The sequence below is a fragment of the Microbacterium alkaliflavum genome (genome assembly GCF_044325405.1).
GTDB classification, from domain to species: Bacteria; Actinomycetota; Actinomycetes; order Actinomycetales; family Microbacteriaceae; genus Microbacterium; species Microbacterium alkaliflavum.
Map to the genome: position 1 here is coordinate 522,983 of NZ_JBIQWL010000004.1, position 15,384 is coordinate 538,366.

Below are 15,384 nucleotides of genomic sequence, written 5' to 3' on the forward strand. Positions count from 1 at the left end.
CTGATCTCACTTTCCTCACGAAAAGCATAGACCAGCATCTATTGATTCACACAACCGGAAGTGGCCGCGATACTCCAAGTTCTTCCAGCAGGCCGCGGACGCGTCCGTCGATGTCGTCACGGATCTGGCGGATCTGCTCGACCGACTTGCCGACGGGATCATCGAGCTCCCAGTCGAGGTAGCGGCGGCCGGGATAGATGGGGCAGGCGTCTCCGCAGCCCATGGTGACGACCACGTCGGCGGCCTTCACGGCTTCGTCGGTGAGCGGCTTGGGGAACTCTCCGCCCAGCGGCACGCCGATCTCATCCAGCGCATTCACGATGCTCGCTCGCACCTCACCAGTGGGGGTGGAGCCTGCGGTCCGGACCACGACGCGATCGCCGGCGAGCTGGCGCAGGATCGCCGCGGCCAATTGGGAGCGGCCGGCGTTCTGCACGCAGACGAAGAGCACCTCGGGGCGATCCGACGCGTCCGGTTGGCGGGAATGCGCGAGCGCCTCCAGCCGAGTCGCGGTGAACGCCGCGGTACGAGAGGCGAGACGCGGTGAGGTGGAGTGCTCGGCCAGGAGCCGGTAGCTGTCGGTCACGTAGTGTGCGACTGTCTCCGGGCTGAAGGTGCCGCGGAAGCGATCAGTCAGGTTGGCGGTGATCCTCGCGATGTCCGGCTCCGCCTCCGAAGCGGCGCCCTCGCCGAGCAGTGCGACGACGCGGTCTCGCGTGTGCGGGGCGAGCGAGTACCAGGCGCGCCGCCCGTCCTTCTCGCGCTCCACCACCCCTTCGTCGAGCAGAGCGCGCATGTGATGGCTGACGGTCGGCTGCGTCACGCCCAGCGCCTCGGCCACACCGCCCACCAGGACCCGCCCGCCGTCGGAATCCCGGATCATCCGGAGAATGCGAGCGCGCGTCGGATCCGCCAGGACTGACAGGTCCGGGTTCCCATCCGTCGGACTCATAGACAGGAGTCTATCGGGGAACTTCTACCCGGCTCCGTTGACGCTGCTGCGGCGCTCGATCAGCAGCGTGTCGCGCCAATCTCCGGCATGCGCGCCGAGTACCGACTTCGCGATCCGCTCACGGCGGCCCACGGTGCGGAAGCCTGCTGCTTCGTGCAGCCGGAGGCTCGCCGTGTTCTCGGGGAAGATGCTCGATTGGATGGTCCAGAACCCGGCGCGGTCCGCCGCGCTGACGAACGCCTCGAGCAGTGCGCGGCCGACTCCCGTGCCGCGGGCGTCGCGGTGCACGTAGACCGAGTGCTCGAGGAGGCCCGCGTATACCGGTCGGGATGAGACCAGGGATGCCGCCGCCCATCCCACGACCACCCCGTCCCGCTCGGCAACGAGTCGCGGTGCGGGCACTTTGCCGGCGTCGAAGGTCTCCCAACTGGGTGTCTGTGCCTCGAAGGTGGCTTCGCCGTCCTCGATGCCGTGGCGGTAAATGTCCTCGACGGCAGGCCAGTCCTCGGGCGTCATGTCTCTGATCAGCACGAGGAGCAGCATCCGCTCCCGTCGTCCAGATCGGTGGAGCACACACCGGTGGCGGGTAGTACGAGCTGGACCTGTGATGCCGAGGCCATGTCACCAGCGAGCCAGGCGGTCACCGACCGCACCTGCTCGTACCCGGTGGCGAGCAGGAAGGTCGGGGCGCGCCCGTACGACTTCATACCGACGATGAAGAATCCCTGCTCAGGATGGGCGAGCTCACGGAACCCGTGCGGCTCCACCGTTCCGCAGGAGTGCACGTTCGGGTCGATCAGGGGAGCCAGACGGCGGGGCGCCTCCACGATCTCGTCGAGGTCGAGGCGCATCTCGCGGAGCATGCTGAGGTCCGGCCGGAACCCGGTCGCGTTGACGACGACGTCAGTCGCGTGCGTGGTCACGTCGCCGTGGCGGTGACCCACCAGCGCCACGCGTCCACCGGCCGCGCGGCGGGCGCGGATGATCTCGAACCCGTCGAGCACGTGGATGCGGCCGTCCACGACCGCCTGGTCCACCCGGCTGCCGAGCCGGGCCCGATCGGCGAGTTCATCGTCGGCCGACGACGACACCCGCACCGCCTGGGCGTTGCGGATCAGCCACGTGACCGACGTATGGGGTTCCTGCCGCGCGAGCTCAACCAGCGCGAGCAGTGTGTTCGCCGCCGAGTGACCGGCGCCGACCACCGTGGTGTGCCGGCCCGCGAATCGGGACCGGTCGCCTCCAAGCACGTCAGGCAGTGCGGGCGTCACCGCATCGGCGATATCGGCCAGCCCGAGCAGCTCGAGCCCGGTCGAGGAAAGGGAATTGGGCGACAGGTACGTGCCAGACGCATCGATCACCGCCCGCGCGGTGAACTCTTCGATCCGGGCGTCGGCGGTGCGGGTGCGGACCACGAATGGTGTGGTCGCGCGGCCACGGGTGCGGGTACGGTCCATGCCTTCACGGGTCACCCCGACGACGGTGACGCCAAGCCGGACTCGGGATGCGATCTCATCCAGGGCCGCAAGCGGGACAAGGTACTGCTCGACCAGCTCGGCGCCCATGGGGGCGCGTTCCGGGGACGGGAGCGTCCATCCGTGCGCTTCAAGCAGTCGGCGGGAGGCGGGATCGACCAGGTGCTTCCAGGGAGAGAACAGGCGCGTGTGCCCCCAAGCGCGCACGCTCGCGGCGACCTCGCTGCCGGACTCGAGCACCGTGAACTCGATTCCCCGCTCGAGCAGGTTCGCGGCGGCGGCGAGTCCGATCGGGCCGGCTCCGATGATCGCGACGGGCAAAGTTGCCAGGCGGTCGCTCTCGGCGACGCGAGGAGTCAGGTCGAGCAGGGTCACGGTAACCTCCGGTGAAGGATATTGATGAACGTCGATAGATTCTGCATCGGTGTATCGACGATTGTCAATATCGACTATCATCGATGCCGTGACCACGATGCTCGAGGTGACCGACGTCACCGCTGCCACCTGCTGCGCGCCCCTTGTCCGCGAGCCCCTCTCCGCCGCGGAGGCGGAAGATCTCGCGTCGGTCATGAAGGCGCTCGCGGATCCGGCGCGGCTGCGTCTGCTCTCGATCGTCGCGGCGTCCGAGAACGCCGAAGCCTGCGTGTGCGACCTGATCGAGCCGGTCGGTCTCAGCCAGCCCACGGTGTCGCATCATCTGAAGGTCCTCACGAACGCCGGGTTCCTGAGCCGCTCCAAGCGTGGCACGTGGGCGTACTACGCCCTCGTTCCCGGTGCCCTCGACCGCATCTCGCAGGTCCTCGTCACCTCATGACGACGACGCTTCGCGCTGTCGCGGGAGAGTTTCTCGGCAGCGCCGGTCTTGCCGCGGTCGTGATCGGGTCCGGAATCGCCGCACAAAGCCTCTCGCCCGGCGATGTCGGACTCCAGCTGTTCGAGAACGCCTTCGCGACAGCTCTCGGACTTGCCGTGCTGATCGTCGTGTTCGCGGCTGTCTCGGGCGCCCACTTCAACCCGGTCGTCACGCTCGTCGACATCGTCCTGCACCGGAGGCCGTGGAGCGTTGCGGCCACGTACCTGCCGGCGCAGATTTTCGGATGCATCGGGGGCGCCATCCTCGCGAACGTCATGTTCGCGGAGCCTGCCATGGAGATCAGCAGCACCGACCGATCCGGGTGGAACCTCTGGGTCGCCGAGGCAGTCGCCACCGCGGGACTCATCCTCACGATCTTCGCGCTCGTCCGCACCGGGCGGTCGCACCTGGCGGCCCCCGCGGTCGGGGCCTACATCGGCGCGGCGTACTTCTTCACCTCCTCGACCAGTTTCGCCAACCCTGCAATCACCATCGGGCGCATGTTCAGCGACACCTTCGCCGGCATCGCACCAAGCTCCGTGCTGCCATTCATCGCTGCGCAACTGGTCGGTGCGACGGTCGGGTGGCTGCTCGCCAAGTCTCTGTTCCCCATCGCCGTGCCCGCGCCGACCACCGTCTGATCGCCGTGACGGCGAACCCGCGGTCACGCCTCCGAATTGGCGTCCTCGCGCTGGCGCAGATCGTCGCCTGGGGCGTCCTCTACTACGCCGTGCTCGTCGCGGCGCCGGCGATCGCCGCGGACACCGGGTGGGGAGAGGAAGCGATCTTCCTCGCAGTCACGGCGGGACTGCTCACCTCGGCGATCTGCGGCATCCCCGTCGGCCGCTGGCTGGACCGTCATCCTCGCCGCGTCATGGTGAACGGCGCCGCCGCCGCCGTGTTGGCTCTACTCGCCGTCTCAGCTGCCCCTAGCATCGGCGTCTTCACAGCGGCATGGGTGCTCTGCGGCGCGGCGCAGGCCGCCGTCCTCTACCAGGCCGCATTCACCGTCATCACTCACCGGAACGAACGGGCCCGTCGCGGCGGGCTGACGGTCATCACGCTCGCTGGAGGCTTGGCCTCAACGATCTTCGCTCCGGTCACCGCATGGCTGGTGACCGAAGCGGGCTGGCGGACGGCGTTCCTGATTCTCGCCGTGATCCTCGCGGTCGTGGTCATCCCGGCGTACGCACTGACGATCGAATCGAGATGGACGCACCGCGCCGCGGTCACCGTCCGCGATCCCGCGACAGATGGAGCGGCCAGGACGGTTCGCTTCTGGGCGCTGTCGGTGTCGCTCGCACTGATGTCCTTCTCCATGTACGCCGTGACGCTCTCGGCGGTCCCGGCATCAGCCGAGAAGGGACTCGACCTGCAAGCCGCATCGTGGGTGCTCGGCCTCATCGGCGTCGGCCAAGTGCTCGGGCGACTCCTCTACCTCGCCGTTCCGCACCACGCCGCACCGTGGATCCCGCCGTTGGTCGTCGGCGTGCTCGGCTCTGCAGCGTTGGCCGGCTTCGCAATCGCCGCAACGCCAGGATGGGTATTCACCACCGCCGTCATCGCGGGGGTAATCCGGGGCGCACTCACGCTGGTACAGGCATCGGCCGTGCACGACCGGTGGGGAGCGGCGGCCTACGGGAGGCTCAACGGAATGCTCGCAGCACCCATCGCTGGCGTGACGGCGCTCGCCCCGGGCGTCGCGGCCACCCTCGCCGGCGCTCTCGGCTCCTACGAGCGGATGGATGTGCTGATGGCATCGATATGCCTGGTTGGTGGCTTGGTCGCCATCCGACGCTGACCGGCCGATCGGTGGGGGAGAGCTCGAACCGCGTGCGATAGCCGACCTGTGCGGACACGACTGCCGCGCCCGGGGCGGTCCCGTTGAGTGTGGCCATGTCCTGGCCGATGATGTGGCTGTGACCGATCGTCGCGACGTGATCGTGATTGGCGCTGGTCCGAGTGGACTAATGGCTGCCACCTGTCTCGCACGGCTCGGCGCCTCCGTTGTCGTGATCGACCGGAAGGACGGGCCGACCCGAGAGTCTCGCGCGCTCGCCCTTCAAGCCCGGTCGCTGGAGATCTTCGACCAACTCGGCTTGTCCGATGAGGTCGCAGGCGAGGCGACGCTGGCACCAGCGATCTATCCGGGCTACGGCACGCGGGTCTTCCATCCTGTGTGGTTCACCGACATCGGTCGGACAGTGACGCCCTTTCCTGGCCTGCACATCCTCGAGCAGAGCCGCAACGAACGCCTTCTCCGCGATGCGTTCCTCCGCCTCGGCGGCACTATCCTCTGGCAACACGCGATGACGACAGTCAAGGCGGTCGAAAGCGGCGTCGCCGTGACCGCGGCAGCGCCCAGCGGAGACGTCGAGCTGCACGCCAGCTGGTGCATCGCGGCGGACGGGGCCTCCTCCGACGTCCGCAAGCAGCTAGGCATCGGGTTCGAAGGGTCCACGAGCCCGCTCGTGTTCTTCGTCGCCGACGCCGTCGACGCATCCGATCTCGTGCCCGACGCGATCAACATGCGCGTGCGTGGCGACGACTTCATGCTCACATTCCCGATGGGCGCGCCGGGCCATCACCGCATCCTCGGCGTCATCCCGGCCGACGACACCGAAGACCTGGATCGGATACAGGCCAGGACGCGGGACCAGCTGCGCAGACAGTTCGCGGTGGAGTACTCGCACGCGTCGTGGTTCTCCAGCTACCGCGCCCATCATCGGCTGGCCTCGTCCTTCCGGCAGGGCCACATCTTGCTCGTCGGCGACGCCGCACACGTCCACTCGCCTGTAGGTGCGCAAGGCATGAACACCGGCCTCCAAGACGCCCACAACCTCGCCTGCAAGATGGCCGCCGTCATCAAGGGCACCGCGTCCGAGGCCTCCCTTGACGCCTATGAAGCAGAGCGTCGGCCGGTGGCCGCCACCCTCGTGCGAACCACCGATGCTGCCTTCACGAGGATCACCTCACGCGGATCCGTCGCCCGGTTCGCCCGCAACAACGTCGTGCCTGCACTCGCTCCGACCATGGTCCGGCTGGTCCCTCGGATAGTGGGCGGCGGGCGCCTGTACGGCTACCTCTCTCAAACCCGCATTCACTACCGGATGCCTGGAGCGAGGCGGGGAGACCACATCACCGGCAGACGCCTGCCGTGGACCGGAGACAACTACGACGTACTCCGAACGTTCGAATGGCAGGTCCATGGCTATGGGGCTGATCCCGCGGACGTCGAGCGCACCGCGAGCGCGGTGGGCGTGGGAGGGCATGCCTTCCCAGCCGACCCTCACAAGCGCATCCCACGCGGGTGGCTCCTCCTAGTGCGCCCCGACGGCTTCGTGGCTGCAACTACGTCGAGCCCGCAAGACGCATCCCAACTCGCCGGCGCCCGCGACGGTCACGGCTAACTCCTTGCAGTTGCTCTCCGCGCGCCGGTCAAGGGCGTGCCGCGACTGACTCGGCACTTCGATTTCGCAGCCCGGGAGCGGGTTGAAGTCAGTTCGCCCTGGAGCTATCCGACCAGGGCGTGATTCCGCGCGGCTTGATGTAGCCCAGCCCAGTGATGAGTGCGAGAACGCCAAACGCAGCAGCCGAGTCGATAACGAGTTGAAGCTGAAGCGCTTCCATGTCATGGCCCATCCCCACCGCTGCCTCGGCCGCGGCATCCACAACTCTCGTGTGAACGAAAAGTAACGCTGTCGCGCCGGTGGTGAGCACGAGCTTGAAGAGGACCCACCAGTGACGCGTCAACCCCCAGCGGGAGAGGACTGAGGTCAGGACGCCGGTGAGGAACGACAGGACGGCGAGCGGAACGATCACGACCCAGAGTGTGGTTGCCAGAGCCGCGTATACGCCCGCGTGGACCCGAGTATCGGAGGTAGACCAACCGAGGATCGCAATCACGAGGAACACCGCCACTGCGCCCGTCCAGCTGATCGACGTGACCACGTGCAGTGCACGGATCACAGACCGGGTGCGCCCCCTTGTCCAACTCATCCGTGCATGCCCGCCATGCCGTTCCCCGTCAGATGCACGATCAGAACAGTGACAACGACGGCGACGATGATGGCGCCGAGCACGATGACCCAGAGAGGGAATGCGGACTTTCCGGACATGCTCCTATTAAGACACAGTGTCTATATTGAGTCAAACTGTCTCGAACGCTAGAATCCTCCCGTGCCCAAGCTGTGGAGTGACACCATCGCCGATCATCGGTCGGCCGTTTTGGATGCGATCCTCGACGCGACCGCGGAGGTCGTCCACCGCAATGGCGTGACGGGCCTGACGATGACGGCTCTGGCGGAAAAGAGCGGAGTGGGGCGTGCAACGCTCTATCGATACGTTCCAGACGTAGCGGCCGCGTTGGTCGCGTGGCAGCAGCGGGAGATCTCGCGGCACCTGCAACGTCTGCACGCCATCTCAAGCCAGAGCTCTGATGAAGTTCGCTTGGAGAATGTCCTCGTCGCGTACGCGCGAATTCGGAGCCACCGTCACGGCGACGACGGGTCGCTACATGGGACCGGGCAGTTAGCGATGGCGGAGAACGAAGTACGCGAATTGTTGCGAGACATCATCGCTGACGATGTCAGGGACGGCCGCGCGCGCGCCGACCTCTCTCCGGAGGAGCTCGCCGCATACGCCGTGGGATCGGTTAGCGCCGCCGGATCAATATCGACTCCATCTGCTGCGCCGCGGCTCGCCGCTCTCGTCCTGGAGAGCATCCGCTCCGGATCGGACGCCGAGGACGTCTAGCTGTTGCTGGCCATAACGTTGTGGTCACGTAGGAAGGTCGCGGCAGGAGGCTCCGCCTCTGCGCGCGTCATCTCGGATTGGCTACAGGTACCTGCAGACCTCGTCGGCGTTGCAGGTCTCGGGTTCGGGTTCTGCGGCTGCGTCGCGGAGGGCGGCAACGTTGTCGCGGAGGGAGACGAGATCCGAGATCTGGCGCTCAATGTCCTTCAGACGAACGTCTAGGAGGTCCCGGACGTGGCCGCAGGGAATCTCGCCTCCATCGCGGATGTCGAGGATCTGTTTGATCTGCGCGAGGGTAAGTCCGGCAGCCTGGCCGCGGTGGATGAAGTCGATCCGAGTCGCTGCTTCCGGATCGTAGTCGCGGTATCCCGACGCGGTGCGCTCGGCCGCGGGAAGCAGGCCCTGCTCCTCGTAGAACCGCAGGGTCTTGGCGGTGGTGCCGGCCGCCTCGGCGAGTTCGCCGATCCTCATCTGGGTCTCCGATGTGTCACAGGTCGCACTTGACCTTCCCCCGTACTGGAAGGTCCATTGTGGCTGCATCAAGAGCAATTCTCAAGACTCAGGGGAGGAATCGGGATGCAGTCCAGGTACGACCTTGCGATCATCGGATCGGGTGGCGCCGCGTTCGCCGCCGCCATCCGCGCGACCACGCTCGGCAAGTCGGTGGTGATGATCGAGCGCGGCACTTTCGGCGGCACGTGCGTGAACACCGGCTGCGTGCCGTCGAAGGCGCTCATCGCCGCCGCTGAGGCCCGCCAGACCGCTGCCGAGGCGGGCAACCGTTTCCCGGGGATCGCCACCACAGCGGACGACGTGGACATGCCCGCGCTGATCAGCAGCAAGCAGGACCTCGTCGAGGAACTTCGGGGTGAGAAGTACGTCGACGTCGCCGTCGCCTACGGCTGGCAGATCCGCCACGGCGACGCTGCGTTCGCCGGCACGCCAGAAGCGCCCGTTCTTGAGGTCACCGCGACTGACGGTGCGGTCGAGACGATCGACGCTGATCACTACCTGGTCGCCACCGGCGCCAGCGCATGGGCCCCACCGATCGACGGTCTTGAGGAGGCCGGCTACCTGACCTCGACCACGGCGATGGAGTTGACCAAGGTTCCCGACTCGCTGCTGGTGCTCGGCGGCGGCTACGTCGCCTTGGAGCAGGCCCAACTGTTCGCCCGGCTCGGGTCGAAGGTCACCCTGCTGGTTCGTTCCCGGCTGGCGTCGAAGGAGGAGCCGGAGGTATCCAAGGCGCTGCAGGAGGTCTTCGCCGACGAGGGCATCCGCGTGGTCCGCCGTGCGGTCCCGACCCACGTTGCCCGTGACGACGTCAGGGGCCAGGTTGTTGTCACCGCTGACATCTCCGGCGGCGAGCAGGAATTCCACGCCGAACAGGTCCTCGTCGCCCTCGGCCGCCGACCGGTCACCGATGGGCTGAACCTCGATGCGGTGGAGGTGAAGACCGGCGACACGGGCGAGATCGTGGTCACCGACCAACTGCAGTCCTCCAACCCCCGGATCTGGGCAGCCGGCGACGTGACCGGGCACCCCGAGTTCGTCTACGTCGCCGCCCACCACGGCAACATGGTCGCTGAGAACACGTTCGCTGGCGCTGAGCGGTCGGTGGACCACAGCCGGCTGCCGCGGGTGACCTTCACCAGTCCGGCGATCGGCGCGGTCGGGATGACCGAGGCCCAGGTGCTCGCTGCCGGGATCCGCTGCGACTGCCGCGTCCTGCCGCTGGACTACGTGCCCCGGGCGCTGGTCAACCGCGACACCCGCGGCTTCATCAAGATCGTCGCCAACGCTGAGACCGGCGAGATCCTCGGCCTCACCGCCGTCGCCAAAGACGCCGGCGAGCTCGCCGCCGCCGGTGTCCACATCCTCGGCAAGACCGTCACCGAGGTCGCCGACGCATGGGCGCCCTACCTGACCATGACCGAAGGCATCCGGATCGCCGCCAAGGCCTTCACCACCGACATCTCCAAGCTGTCCTGCTGCGCGTGACCCGCAGCCGACAGCCTCCACCCGACTCATGAAGAAGGTACCGCCATGTCGGAGCTCACGACGCAACTGCCCGAACGACTCAACAACACCGAAGAGACCGGCCTTGACGCCGTCCTATTGATCCCGCTGCTGCGGCTGATCGTCGAGGGCGGCCCGGTCACCGTCGAGCAGTTCGCCGCGGCCGCCGGCCGTCCGGTCGACGACGTACGCACGGGTCTGGCCGCGGTGCCGGACACCGAGTACGACGACCAGGGCCGCATCATCGGCCAGGGCCTCACCCTGCGCCCCACCCCTCACCGGTTCACCGTGGCCGGTGAGGAGCTCTACACCTGGTGCGCCCTGGACACCCTGATCTTTCCGACCCTGCTCGAGCGCGCGGCGAGCGTGGAGTCGGTCTCCCCGACCAGCGGCGAGCCGATCCGGGTCACCATCGACCCCGTCGCCGGCGTCACCAGCGTCGAACCCGCCACCGCGGTGGTGTCGCTGGTCAACCCCGACCAGATCACCTCGATCCGGTCCTCCTTCTGCAACCAGGTCCACTACTTCACCTCCGATGAGGACGCCGCGGGCTGGCTGGCCGAGCACCCCCGCGCCGAGGTCGTGCCCGTGGCCGTTGCCTATCGGATCGGTACCGACCTCACGACCGGCTTCCTCAACCAGTTCCAGGCCAACGCGGCAGTGGCCGACGACGGCCACTGCCGCTGCTGACCAAGAACACCGAAGGGAACTCCACTCCGATGAAGTCCAACCACGACGACCAACCGGGAGGCAGCGGCCTGCTCCTCGGAGCCGGGGCCGCGCTGCTCATGGTCGCCTGCTGCGCCCTACTTCCCTTGCTCCTCGCCGGTGGTCTGCTGGCCAGTGTCGGCGGGTTCCTCGGCAACCCCTGGGTGATCGGCACCGGCATCGCCGTCCTGGTGCTCGCGGTCCTCGCGACCACGCGGCGCCGCAGCGGCGGCAACAACGCCAGGCATGGCTGTTGCCCGCCTGTGAACTCCACCCACCCCAGCGACACGAAGGACGACCAGAACCGATGACGCTTACCCGCACCCGCCGCGCGACCCTCTCGGTCGCCGGCCTCCTGCTTGCAGGCTCCCTGGCTCTGACCGCCTGCGGAAACACCGACGCCACACCAGCCGCAGATGCGGGCACGCCAGCGGCGGTTACTAGCATCGACGGCCAGATGGTCAGCCTGCCCGCCAGCGGGAAGCCGACCGCGGTGTTCTTCTTCTCCGTCGGCTGCGGCGAATGCGTTGAAGGCGTCCGCTCCCTCGGCGAGGCCGCCACCGCTGCCGAGAAGTCGGGTGCTGGGGCGAGCTTCCTCGCCGTCGACATGGACCCCGGCGAGTCCAAGGAGACCATCGAGGGATTCATGGAGTACGTCGACGCCGAACACGTCCCGGCCGCCATAGACGAGGGTGCCGCCTTGTCCCAGCGATTCGACGTTGCCGCCCTGTCCACCCTCATCGTCATCGACGGCGACGGCAAGGTGACCTTCCGTGCCACCGAGCCCGACGCGAAGACGATCACCGCCGAACTCGTCAAGGCCGGAGCCTGATCCATGGGCGGATTGCTCAGCCTCGCCTTCGCCGCCGGCATGGTGGCGCCGGTCAACCCATGCGGGTTCGCGCTGCTGCCGGCCTGGATCAGCCAGACCCTCGGCGACGCTGACGCCTCGCCCGTCCCGGTGCGGCTGCTGAGGGCCCTGCGGTCCGGAATCGCACTGGCGATCGGGTTCGCCGGCACCCTCGCAGCTGCGGGCCTGCTGGTGAGCGCCGGGGCTCGGGGCCTGATCCAGGCAGCGCCCAAACTCGGTCTCGCCGTAGGCGTCCTACTGGTGCTCCTCGGCCTGTGGATGCTGGCCGGCCGTTCGATCTCCGTGCGGTTGCCCCGGATCACCGGCCGAGCAACCGAAGGCCTCCCGCCAACCGCCCGGATGCTGGTCTTCGGGATCGGCTACGCCCTCGCCTCCCTGTCGTGCACCTTCGGAGTGATCCTTGCTGTCATCGCCCAGGCACAGGCCACCGCCAGCTACGCGGGGCTGCTGCTGGTCTTCGGTGTCTACGCCGCCGGCTCAGCCAGCATCCTGCTGCTGCTCGCACTCGCGACCACCGCCGCGGGTACCGGCCTAACCCGCCACGTCGCACGCCTCGGGAGTTATGGCCCCCGGATCACCGGCGCCGTCTTGCTGCTCACCGGCGTCTACCTCGCGTGGTACTGGTGGCCCGCCGCCACCGCCGACAACAACCTCGTCGCGACCGGCCGTGCCGGCGGTGTCGCCAGGCTCTCAACGACCCTGTCCGGCTGGGTTCAGGCTCACACGGCGCCGATCGCGGCGCTCGCGGTCATCTCCCTCCTCGTAGTACTCGCCCTTGGCGCCGCCCATAGGCGGCGTCGAGCCAGTTCCGAATCGCCGGAGGCCTGCTGCGACACCACGAACGTCGGGCTCGGCGTGTCAGGCGGCGACCACGAGGGTCAGTAGCCGACGGCTGAATGGGGGGCTTGGTCCGGGACTCAGCGACTCGACTGGAACATTCTTCGAAGGACGTGCATGACTCACCGCAACTCGCCACTGTCAGTCGAGGGACGTCGGCGGCTGGTCGAGCGTTGCAAGACCCGGCCGATCGCTCACGTGGCAGCTGAGATGGGAATCTCCCGCGCTACCGCGTCAAAGTGGGTCCATCGCCATCGTGAGTTCGGTGAGGTCGGTCTGCTCGACCGCTCATCGACGCCTAAGCAATCCCCGACAGCCACCCCCAACGTCGTTGTTCGCGAAGTCGAACGCATGCGGCGCGAGCACAAGTGGTCAGCGGCTCGGATCACGTTCGAGCTCGAACAGGTCGGCATTCAGATCAGTCGGCGCACGGTGAGTCGCATCCTCACCGACCTGCAGCTCAACCGGCGCCGCTTCATCGACCCGACCGGGGAAAGTAACCGCGAAGCGAGGAAGATTGTCGCTCGGTGCCCCGGCCACATGGTTCACCTGGACGTCAAGAAGGTCGGCCGAATCCCCGATTGCGGCGGATGGCGGGCTCATGGCAAGGACAGCCCGGAAGCTCGCGCCGTCGCGCGGACGAAAACCCGCGGCACGCGAGCCGGCTACGTCTACCTCCACTCAGCGATTGACGGCTACTCACGCCTCGCGTACACCGAGGCTTTGCCGAACGAGCAGGCCGCGACGGCCGTTGCGTTCCTCGCGCGAGCGCGGGCATGGTTCGCGGCTCATGGCATCACGCACATCGAACGGATCGTGACCGACAACGGATCCTGTTACCGCGCCTCAGCGTTCGCCGATGCACTGGCCGGGTCGCGGCACCAACGGATCACGCCCTACACGCCCCGCCACAACGGAAAGATCGAGCGGTACAACCGGATCCTTGCCGAAGAGTTCCTCTATGCACCGGACATGGACCTCAGAAGACGAACGCGCCAACGCCCTCGAGCGCTGGAACCTGCACTACAACTACCACCGCCCGCACGGTGCCGCGGACGGTCAGCCGCCGGCCACGCTCGTGCCAATTCGCGTCAACAACGTCCTGGCCTCATACATCTAGCTCCCAGAGTCGCGGGGTCCCCTGCTGCAGAGTCGGCCTCCCACGGTGCCTCGTTACCCTGGGCGCGGCAGGGCTGGCGATGGACCCAGTTCGACGGATCGCGACCCGCGGGTGCTTCGGTGCAGGCCTTCCGTACACCACGACTTCCCGGGGGACATGTCGTGACTCTCCTTAGTACCGTGGTCCCGGAGGGCGAAGATGGCCGAGCCGTGGATCGATAAGACAAAGCCGTTGACCGTGGGCGAGGTTTCCGCGCGGAGCGGGGTCAGTGTTTCGGCCCTGCACTTCTATGAGCGGGCGGGGCTCATCCGGAGCGAGCGCAGTGCGGGCAATCAGCGTCACTATGCGCGGGACACCCTGCGCAGGGTCGCCTTCGTTCGAGTGTCACAGCGGGTGGGGATATCGCTCGCGGAAATCAAGGAGGCGCTCGACTCGCTCCCGGAGGGAGGCGCGCCGCGACGACGCGACTGGGCTCGGCTCTCGGCGCACTGGAAAGACCAATTGGATGCGCGCATCGCCGACCTCCAACACCTGCGCGATGATCTCAACGACTGCATCGGTTGCGGCTGTTTGAGCCTGACCACGTGTGCGCTGCAGAATCCCGGCGACCAGCTCTCCCGATCCGGGCCCGGCCCGCGCCGCTGGATCGACGCGAGTTCTGCCAAATCGGGCTGAAATTGCTCCTTGACCTCAACTTCGGTTGAGGTTCTAACGTGCCTCGTAGGACGGGCAGGAGTCCGTTCCGAGCACTCGAAGGAGCAGATCATGACTACGTCCACGCCGCAGCAGCGGCAACACACGCGGCGGGAACCGCTCCCCGCGCCCCGCACGAGGAACCTCTTCCTCTTCGCCGGCGTCGCCGTCCTTTCCGGATGGGTCCTGCTCGGCATCGCCATCGCTCTGCAGCTTCCGATGGAGGTGTTCCTGCTGGCCGTGAACTTCCTCGGCCTGCTGCTCCCTGCGCTTCTTTTCACCTGGCGTGAGGGTGGGGGAGCCGCGGTGCGACGTCTGCTGCGCGACGCTGTTCGACTCCCCGCGCACTGGTGGTGGCTGCCCGTAGCCGGCTTGGGCCTGCCCGCGGTGGTGTGGGCTCTGTCCGCCGCACTCGGCGCCGCGCAGCCTCTCACTCTGACCGTGCTGGGCGGGTTCGCGGTTCAGCTCCTGAGCAGCTGGCTGATCATCAACATCTGGGAGGAGACCGCCTGGACCGGCTACTTCCAGCGGCGTGCCATGGTGCGCTGGGGGACGATCGCGGGCAGCTCGCTCACCGCACTCATGTTCGCGGCCATCCACCTGCCGCTGGCGTTCGCCGGCGGAAACGTCCTGATCAACATCGCCTCCCTCCTCGTGGCCGGGTTCGGGCTGCGCCCGATGATTGCCGGTGTGGACCGGTGGACGGGCGGGAGCCTTCTCACCGTCGGTCTGCTGCACGCGTCGTTCAACGCCACTCCGGCGCTGATCGATCCGTCCTACGACTGGGTCCGGCTTGTCGTGACCCTGCTCGCGGGCGTGGCAGCGGGCGTGGCACTGCAGCGGCAAGGAGCCCGCTCGACTCAGCCGTGAACCCAACTCGGAGGTGAATGCCGGCGGATCAGCCCGCCGGCATCCCATCGCCCACATCCGGATACGGGCCGTCCTGATGGATCAGTTCGGACTCGATTCACCGGGGGAGCGAATCGATGTTGCGTACTCGCTTCGTCGGCGCGGGTGAGTCCCATAGCGTGGTGTCAATTCCTGCGGGGCTCTCGTCGTCGCTGACGATGAAGGGCCACCGTGGGATGACCAGTTGTTTCC

At 67.4% G+C, this 15,384-nt stretch carries 18 protein-coding genes and 1 pseudogene; 13 read left to right on the forward strand and 6 right to left on the reverse strand.

Annotation, left to right across the window (positions count from 1 at the left end; genetic code table 11):
* Nucleotides 1–46: 46 nt before the first annotated feature.
* From ACH3VR_RS14205 to ACH3VR_RS14215, 3 genes are read right to left on the reverse strand one after another with little or no spacing between them, the layout of a single operon-like run.
* Entirely contained in the window at nt 47–952 is a 906-nt protein-coding gene (locus ACH3VR_RS14205) for a metalloregulator ArsR/SmtB family transcription factor (protein ID WP_397556960.1), read from the reverse strand.
* Between the two features lie 24 nt (nt 953–976).
* On the reverse strand, nt 977–1,468 hold the full coding sequence (locus tag ACH3VR_RS14210) for a GNAT family N-acetyltransferase (RefSeq protein ID WP_397556996.1): 492 nt from the start codon (nt 1,466–1,468) through the stop codon (nt 977–979).
* Nucleotides 1,469–1,476: 8 nt separating this feature from the next.
* A complete protein-coding gene (locus tag ACH3VR_RS14215) occupies nt 1,477–2,802 on the reverse strand; it encodes an NAD(P)-binding domain-containing protein (protein WP_397556961.1) in 1,326 nt (441 codons plus the stop codon).
* An 88-nt stretch (nt 2,803–2,890) separates the two neighbouring features.
* Here ACH3VR_RS14215 and ACH3VR_RS14220 point away from each other — a divergent pair, with 88 nt between their 5' ends.
* The 4 genes from ACH3VR_RS14220 to ACH3VR_RS14235 all read left to right on the forward strand — a co-directional run bounded on the left by ACH3VR_RS14220 (nt 2,891) and on the right by ACH3VR_RS14235 (nt 6,690).
* Entirely contained in the window at nt 2,891–3,241 is a 351-nt protein-coding gene (locus ACH3VR_RS14220) for a metalloregulator ArsR/SmtB family transcription factor (RefSeq protein ID WP_397556962.1), read from the forward strand.
* On the forward strand, nt 3,238–3,921 hold the full coding sequence (locus ACH3VR_RS14225; RefSeq protein WP_397556963.1) for an aquaporin: 684 nt from the start codon (nt 3,238–3,240) through the stop codon (nt 3,919–3,921). The genes ACH3VR_RS14220 and ACH3VR_RS14225 overlap by 4 nt, the downstream gene beginning before the upstream one ends.
* Nucleotides 3,922–3,926: 5 nt before the next feature.
* A complete protein-coding gene (locus ACH3VR_RS14230) occupies nt 3,927–5,081 on the forward strand; it encodes an MFS transporter (RefSeq protein ID WP_397556964.1) in 1,155 nt (384 codons plus the stop codon).
* A 118-nt stretch (nt 5,082–5,199) separates the two neighbouring features.
* Nucleotides 5,200–6,690, forward strand: coding sequence for an FAD-dependent oxidoreductase (locus ACH3VR_RS14235; protein WP_397556965.1), 1,491 nt, complete (start codon nt 5,200–5,202; stop codon nt 6,688–6,690).
* 88 nt (nt 6,691–6,778) lie between these two features.
* Here the strand turns inward: ACH3VR_RS14235 and ACH3VR_RS14240 are convergent, their stop codons facing one another.
* Together ACH3VR_RS14240 and ACH3VR_RS14245 are read right to left on the reverse strand one after the other, a co-directional pair.
* On the reverse strand, nt 6,779–7,102 hold the full coding sequence (locus tag ACH3VR_RS14240) for a hypothetical protein (RefSeq protein ID WP_397556966.1): 324 nt from the start codon (nt 7,100–7,102) through the stop codon (nt 6,779–6,781).
* Between the two features lie 173 nt (nt 7,103–7,275).
* Complete coding sequence (locus ACH3VR_RS14245) at nt 7,276–7,398, reverse strand: hypothetical protein (RefSeq protein ID WP_397556967.1); 123 nt, start codon at nt 7,396–7,398, stop codon at nt 7,276–7,278.
* A gap of 61 nt (nt 7,399–7,459) precedes the next feature.
* On the opposite strand from ACH3VR_RS14245, the gene ACH3VR_RS14250 reads away from it, so the two are divergent.
* Nucleotides 7,460–8,035, forward strand: a complete 576-nt coding sequence (locus ACH3VR_RS14250; protein ID WP_397556968.1) for a TetR/AcrR family transcriptional regulator — start codon at nt 7,460–7,462, stop codon at nt 8,033–8,035.
* Between the two features lie 81 nt (nt 8,036–8,116).
* Here the strand turns inward: ACH3VR_RS14250 and ACH3VR_RS14255 are convergent, their stop codons facing one another.
* The gene (locus ACH3VR_RS14255; protein WP_040347802.1) at nt 8,117–8,506 is read right to left on the reverse strand and encodes a heavy metal-responsive transcriptional regulator; all 390 of its coding nucleotides are present in this window, start codon (nt 8,504–8,506) and stop codon (nt 8,117–8,119) included.
* Between the two features lie 105 nt (nt 8,507–8,611).
* On the opposite strand from ACH3VR_RS14255, the gene merA reads away from it, so the two are divergent.
* From merA to ACH3VR_RS14295, 8 genes and pseudogenes are all read left to right on the forward strand, one after another.
* Nucleotides 8,612–10,036, forward strand: a complete 1,425-nt coding sequence (gene merA, locus ACH3VR_RS14260) for a mercury(II) reductase (RefSeq protein WP_397556969.1) — start codon at nt 8,612–8,614, stop codon at nt 10,034–10,036.
* 45 nt (nt 10,037–10,081) lie between these two features.
* Nucleotides 10,082–10,744 carry an organomercurial lyase MerB gene (gene merB / locus ACH3VR_RS14265; RefSeq protein ID WP_155048750.1) on the forward strand — a complete coding sequence of 221 codons (663 nt, stop codon included), beginning with the start codon at nt 10,082–10,084 and terminating at the stop codon, nt 10,742–10,744.
* Between the two features lie 29 nt (nt 10,745–10,773).
* Nucleotides 10,774–11,073: a hypothetical protein gene (locus tag ACH3VR_RS14270; protein WP_005882715.1), complete on the forward strand. Its 300-nt coding sequence runs from the start codon at nt 10,774–10,776 to the stop codon at nt 11,071–11,073.
* The gene (locus ACH3VR_RS14275; RefSeq protein WP_005882713.1) at nt 11,070–11,594 is read left to right on the forward strand and encodes a TlpA family protein disulfide reductase; all 525 of its coding nucleotides are present in this window, start codon (nt 11,070–11,072) and stop codon (nt 11,592–11,594) included. Before ACH3VR_RS14270 ends, ACH3VR_RS14275 begins: the two co-directional genes overlap by 4 nt.
* Nucleotides 11,595–11,597: 3 nt before the next feature.
* Nucleotides 11,598–12,518 carry a cytochrome c biogenesis CcdA family protein gene (locus tag ACH3VR_RS14280; protein ID WP_058623030.1) on the forward strand — a complete coding sequence of 307 codons (921 nt, stop codon included), beginning with the start codon at nt 11,598–11,600 and terminating at the stop codon, nt 12,516–12,518.
* Between the two features lie 69 nt (nt 12,519–12,587).
* Nucleotides 12,588–13,590: pseudogene (locus ACH3VR_RS14285) on the forward strand (IS481 family transposase).
* A gap of 198 nt (nt 13,591–13,788) precedes the next feature.
* Nucleotides 13,789–14,265 carry a redox-sensitive transcriptional activator SoxR gene (gene soxR, locus ACH3VR_RS14290; protein ID WP_397556970.1) on the forward strand — a complete coding sequence of 159 codons (477 nt, stop codon included), beginning with the start codon at nt 13,789–13,791 and terminating at the stop codon, nt 14,263–14,265.
* Between the two features lie 90 nt (nt 14,266–14,355).
* On the forward strand, nt 14,356–15,153 hold the full coding sequence (locus ACH3VR_RS14295) for a CPBP family intramembrane glutamic endopeptidase (protein WP_397556971.1): 798 nt from the start codon (nt 14,356–14,358) through the stop codon (nt 15,151–15,153).
* Nucleotides 15,154–15,384 lie beyond the last annotated feature (231 nt).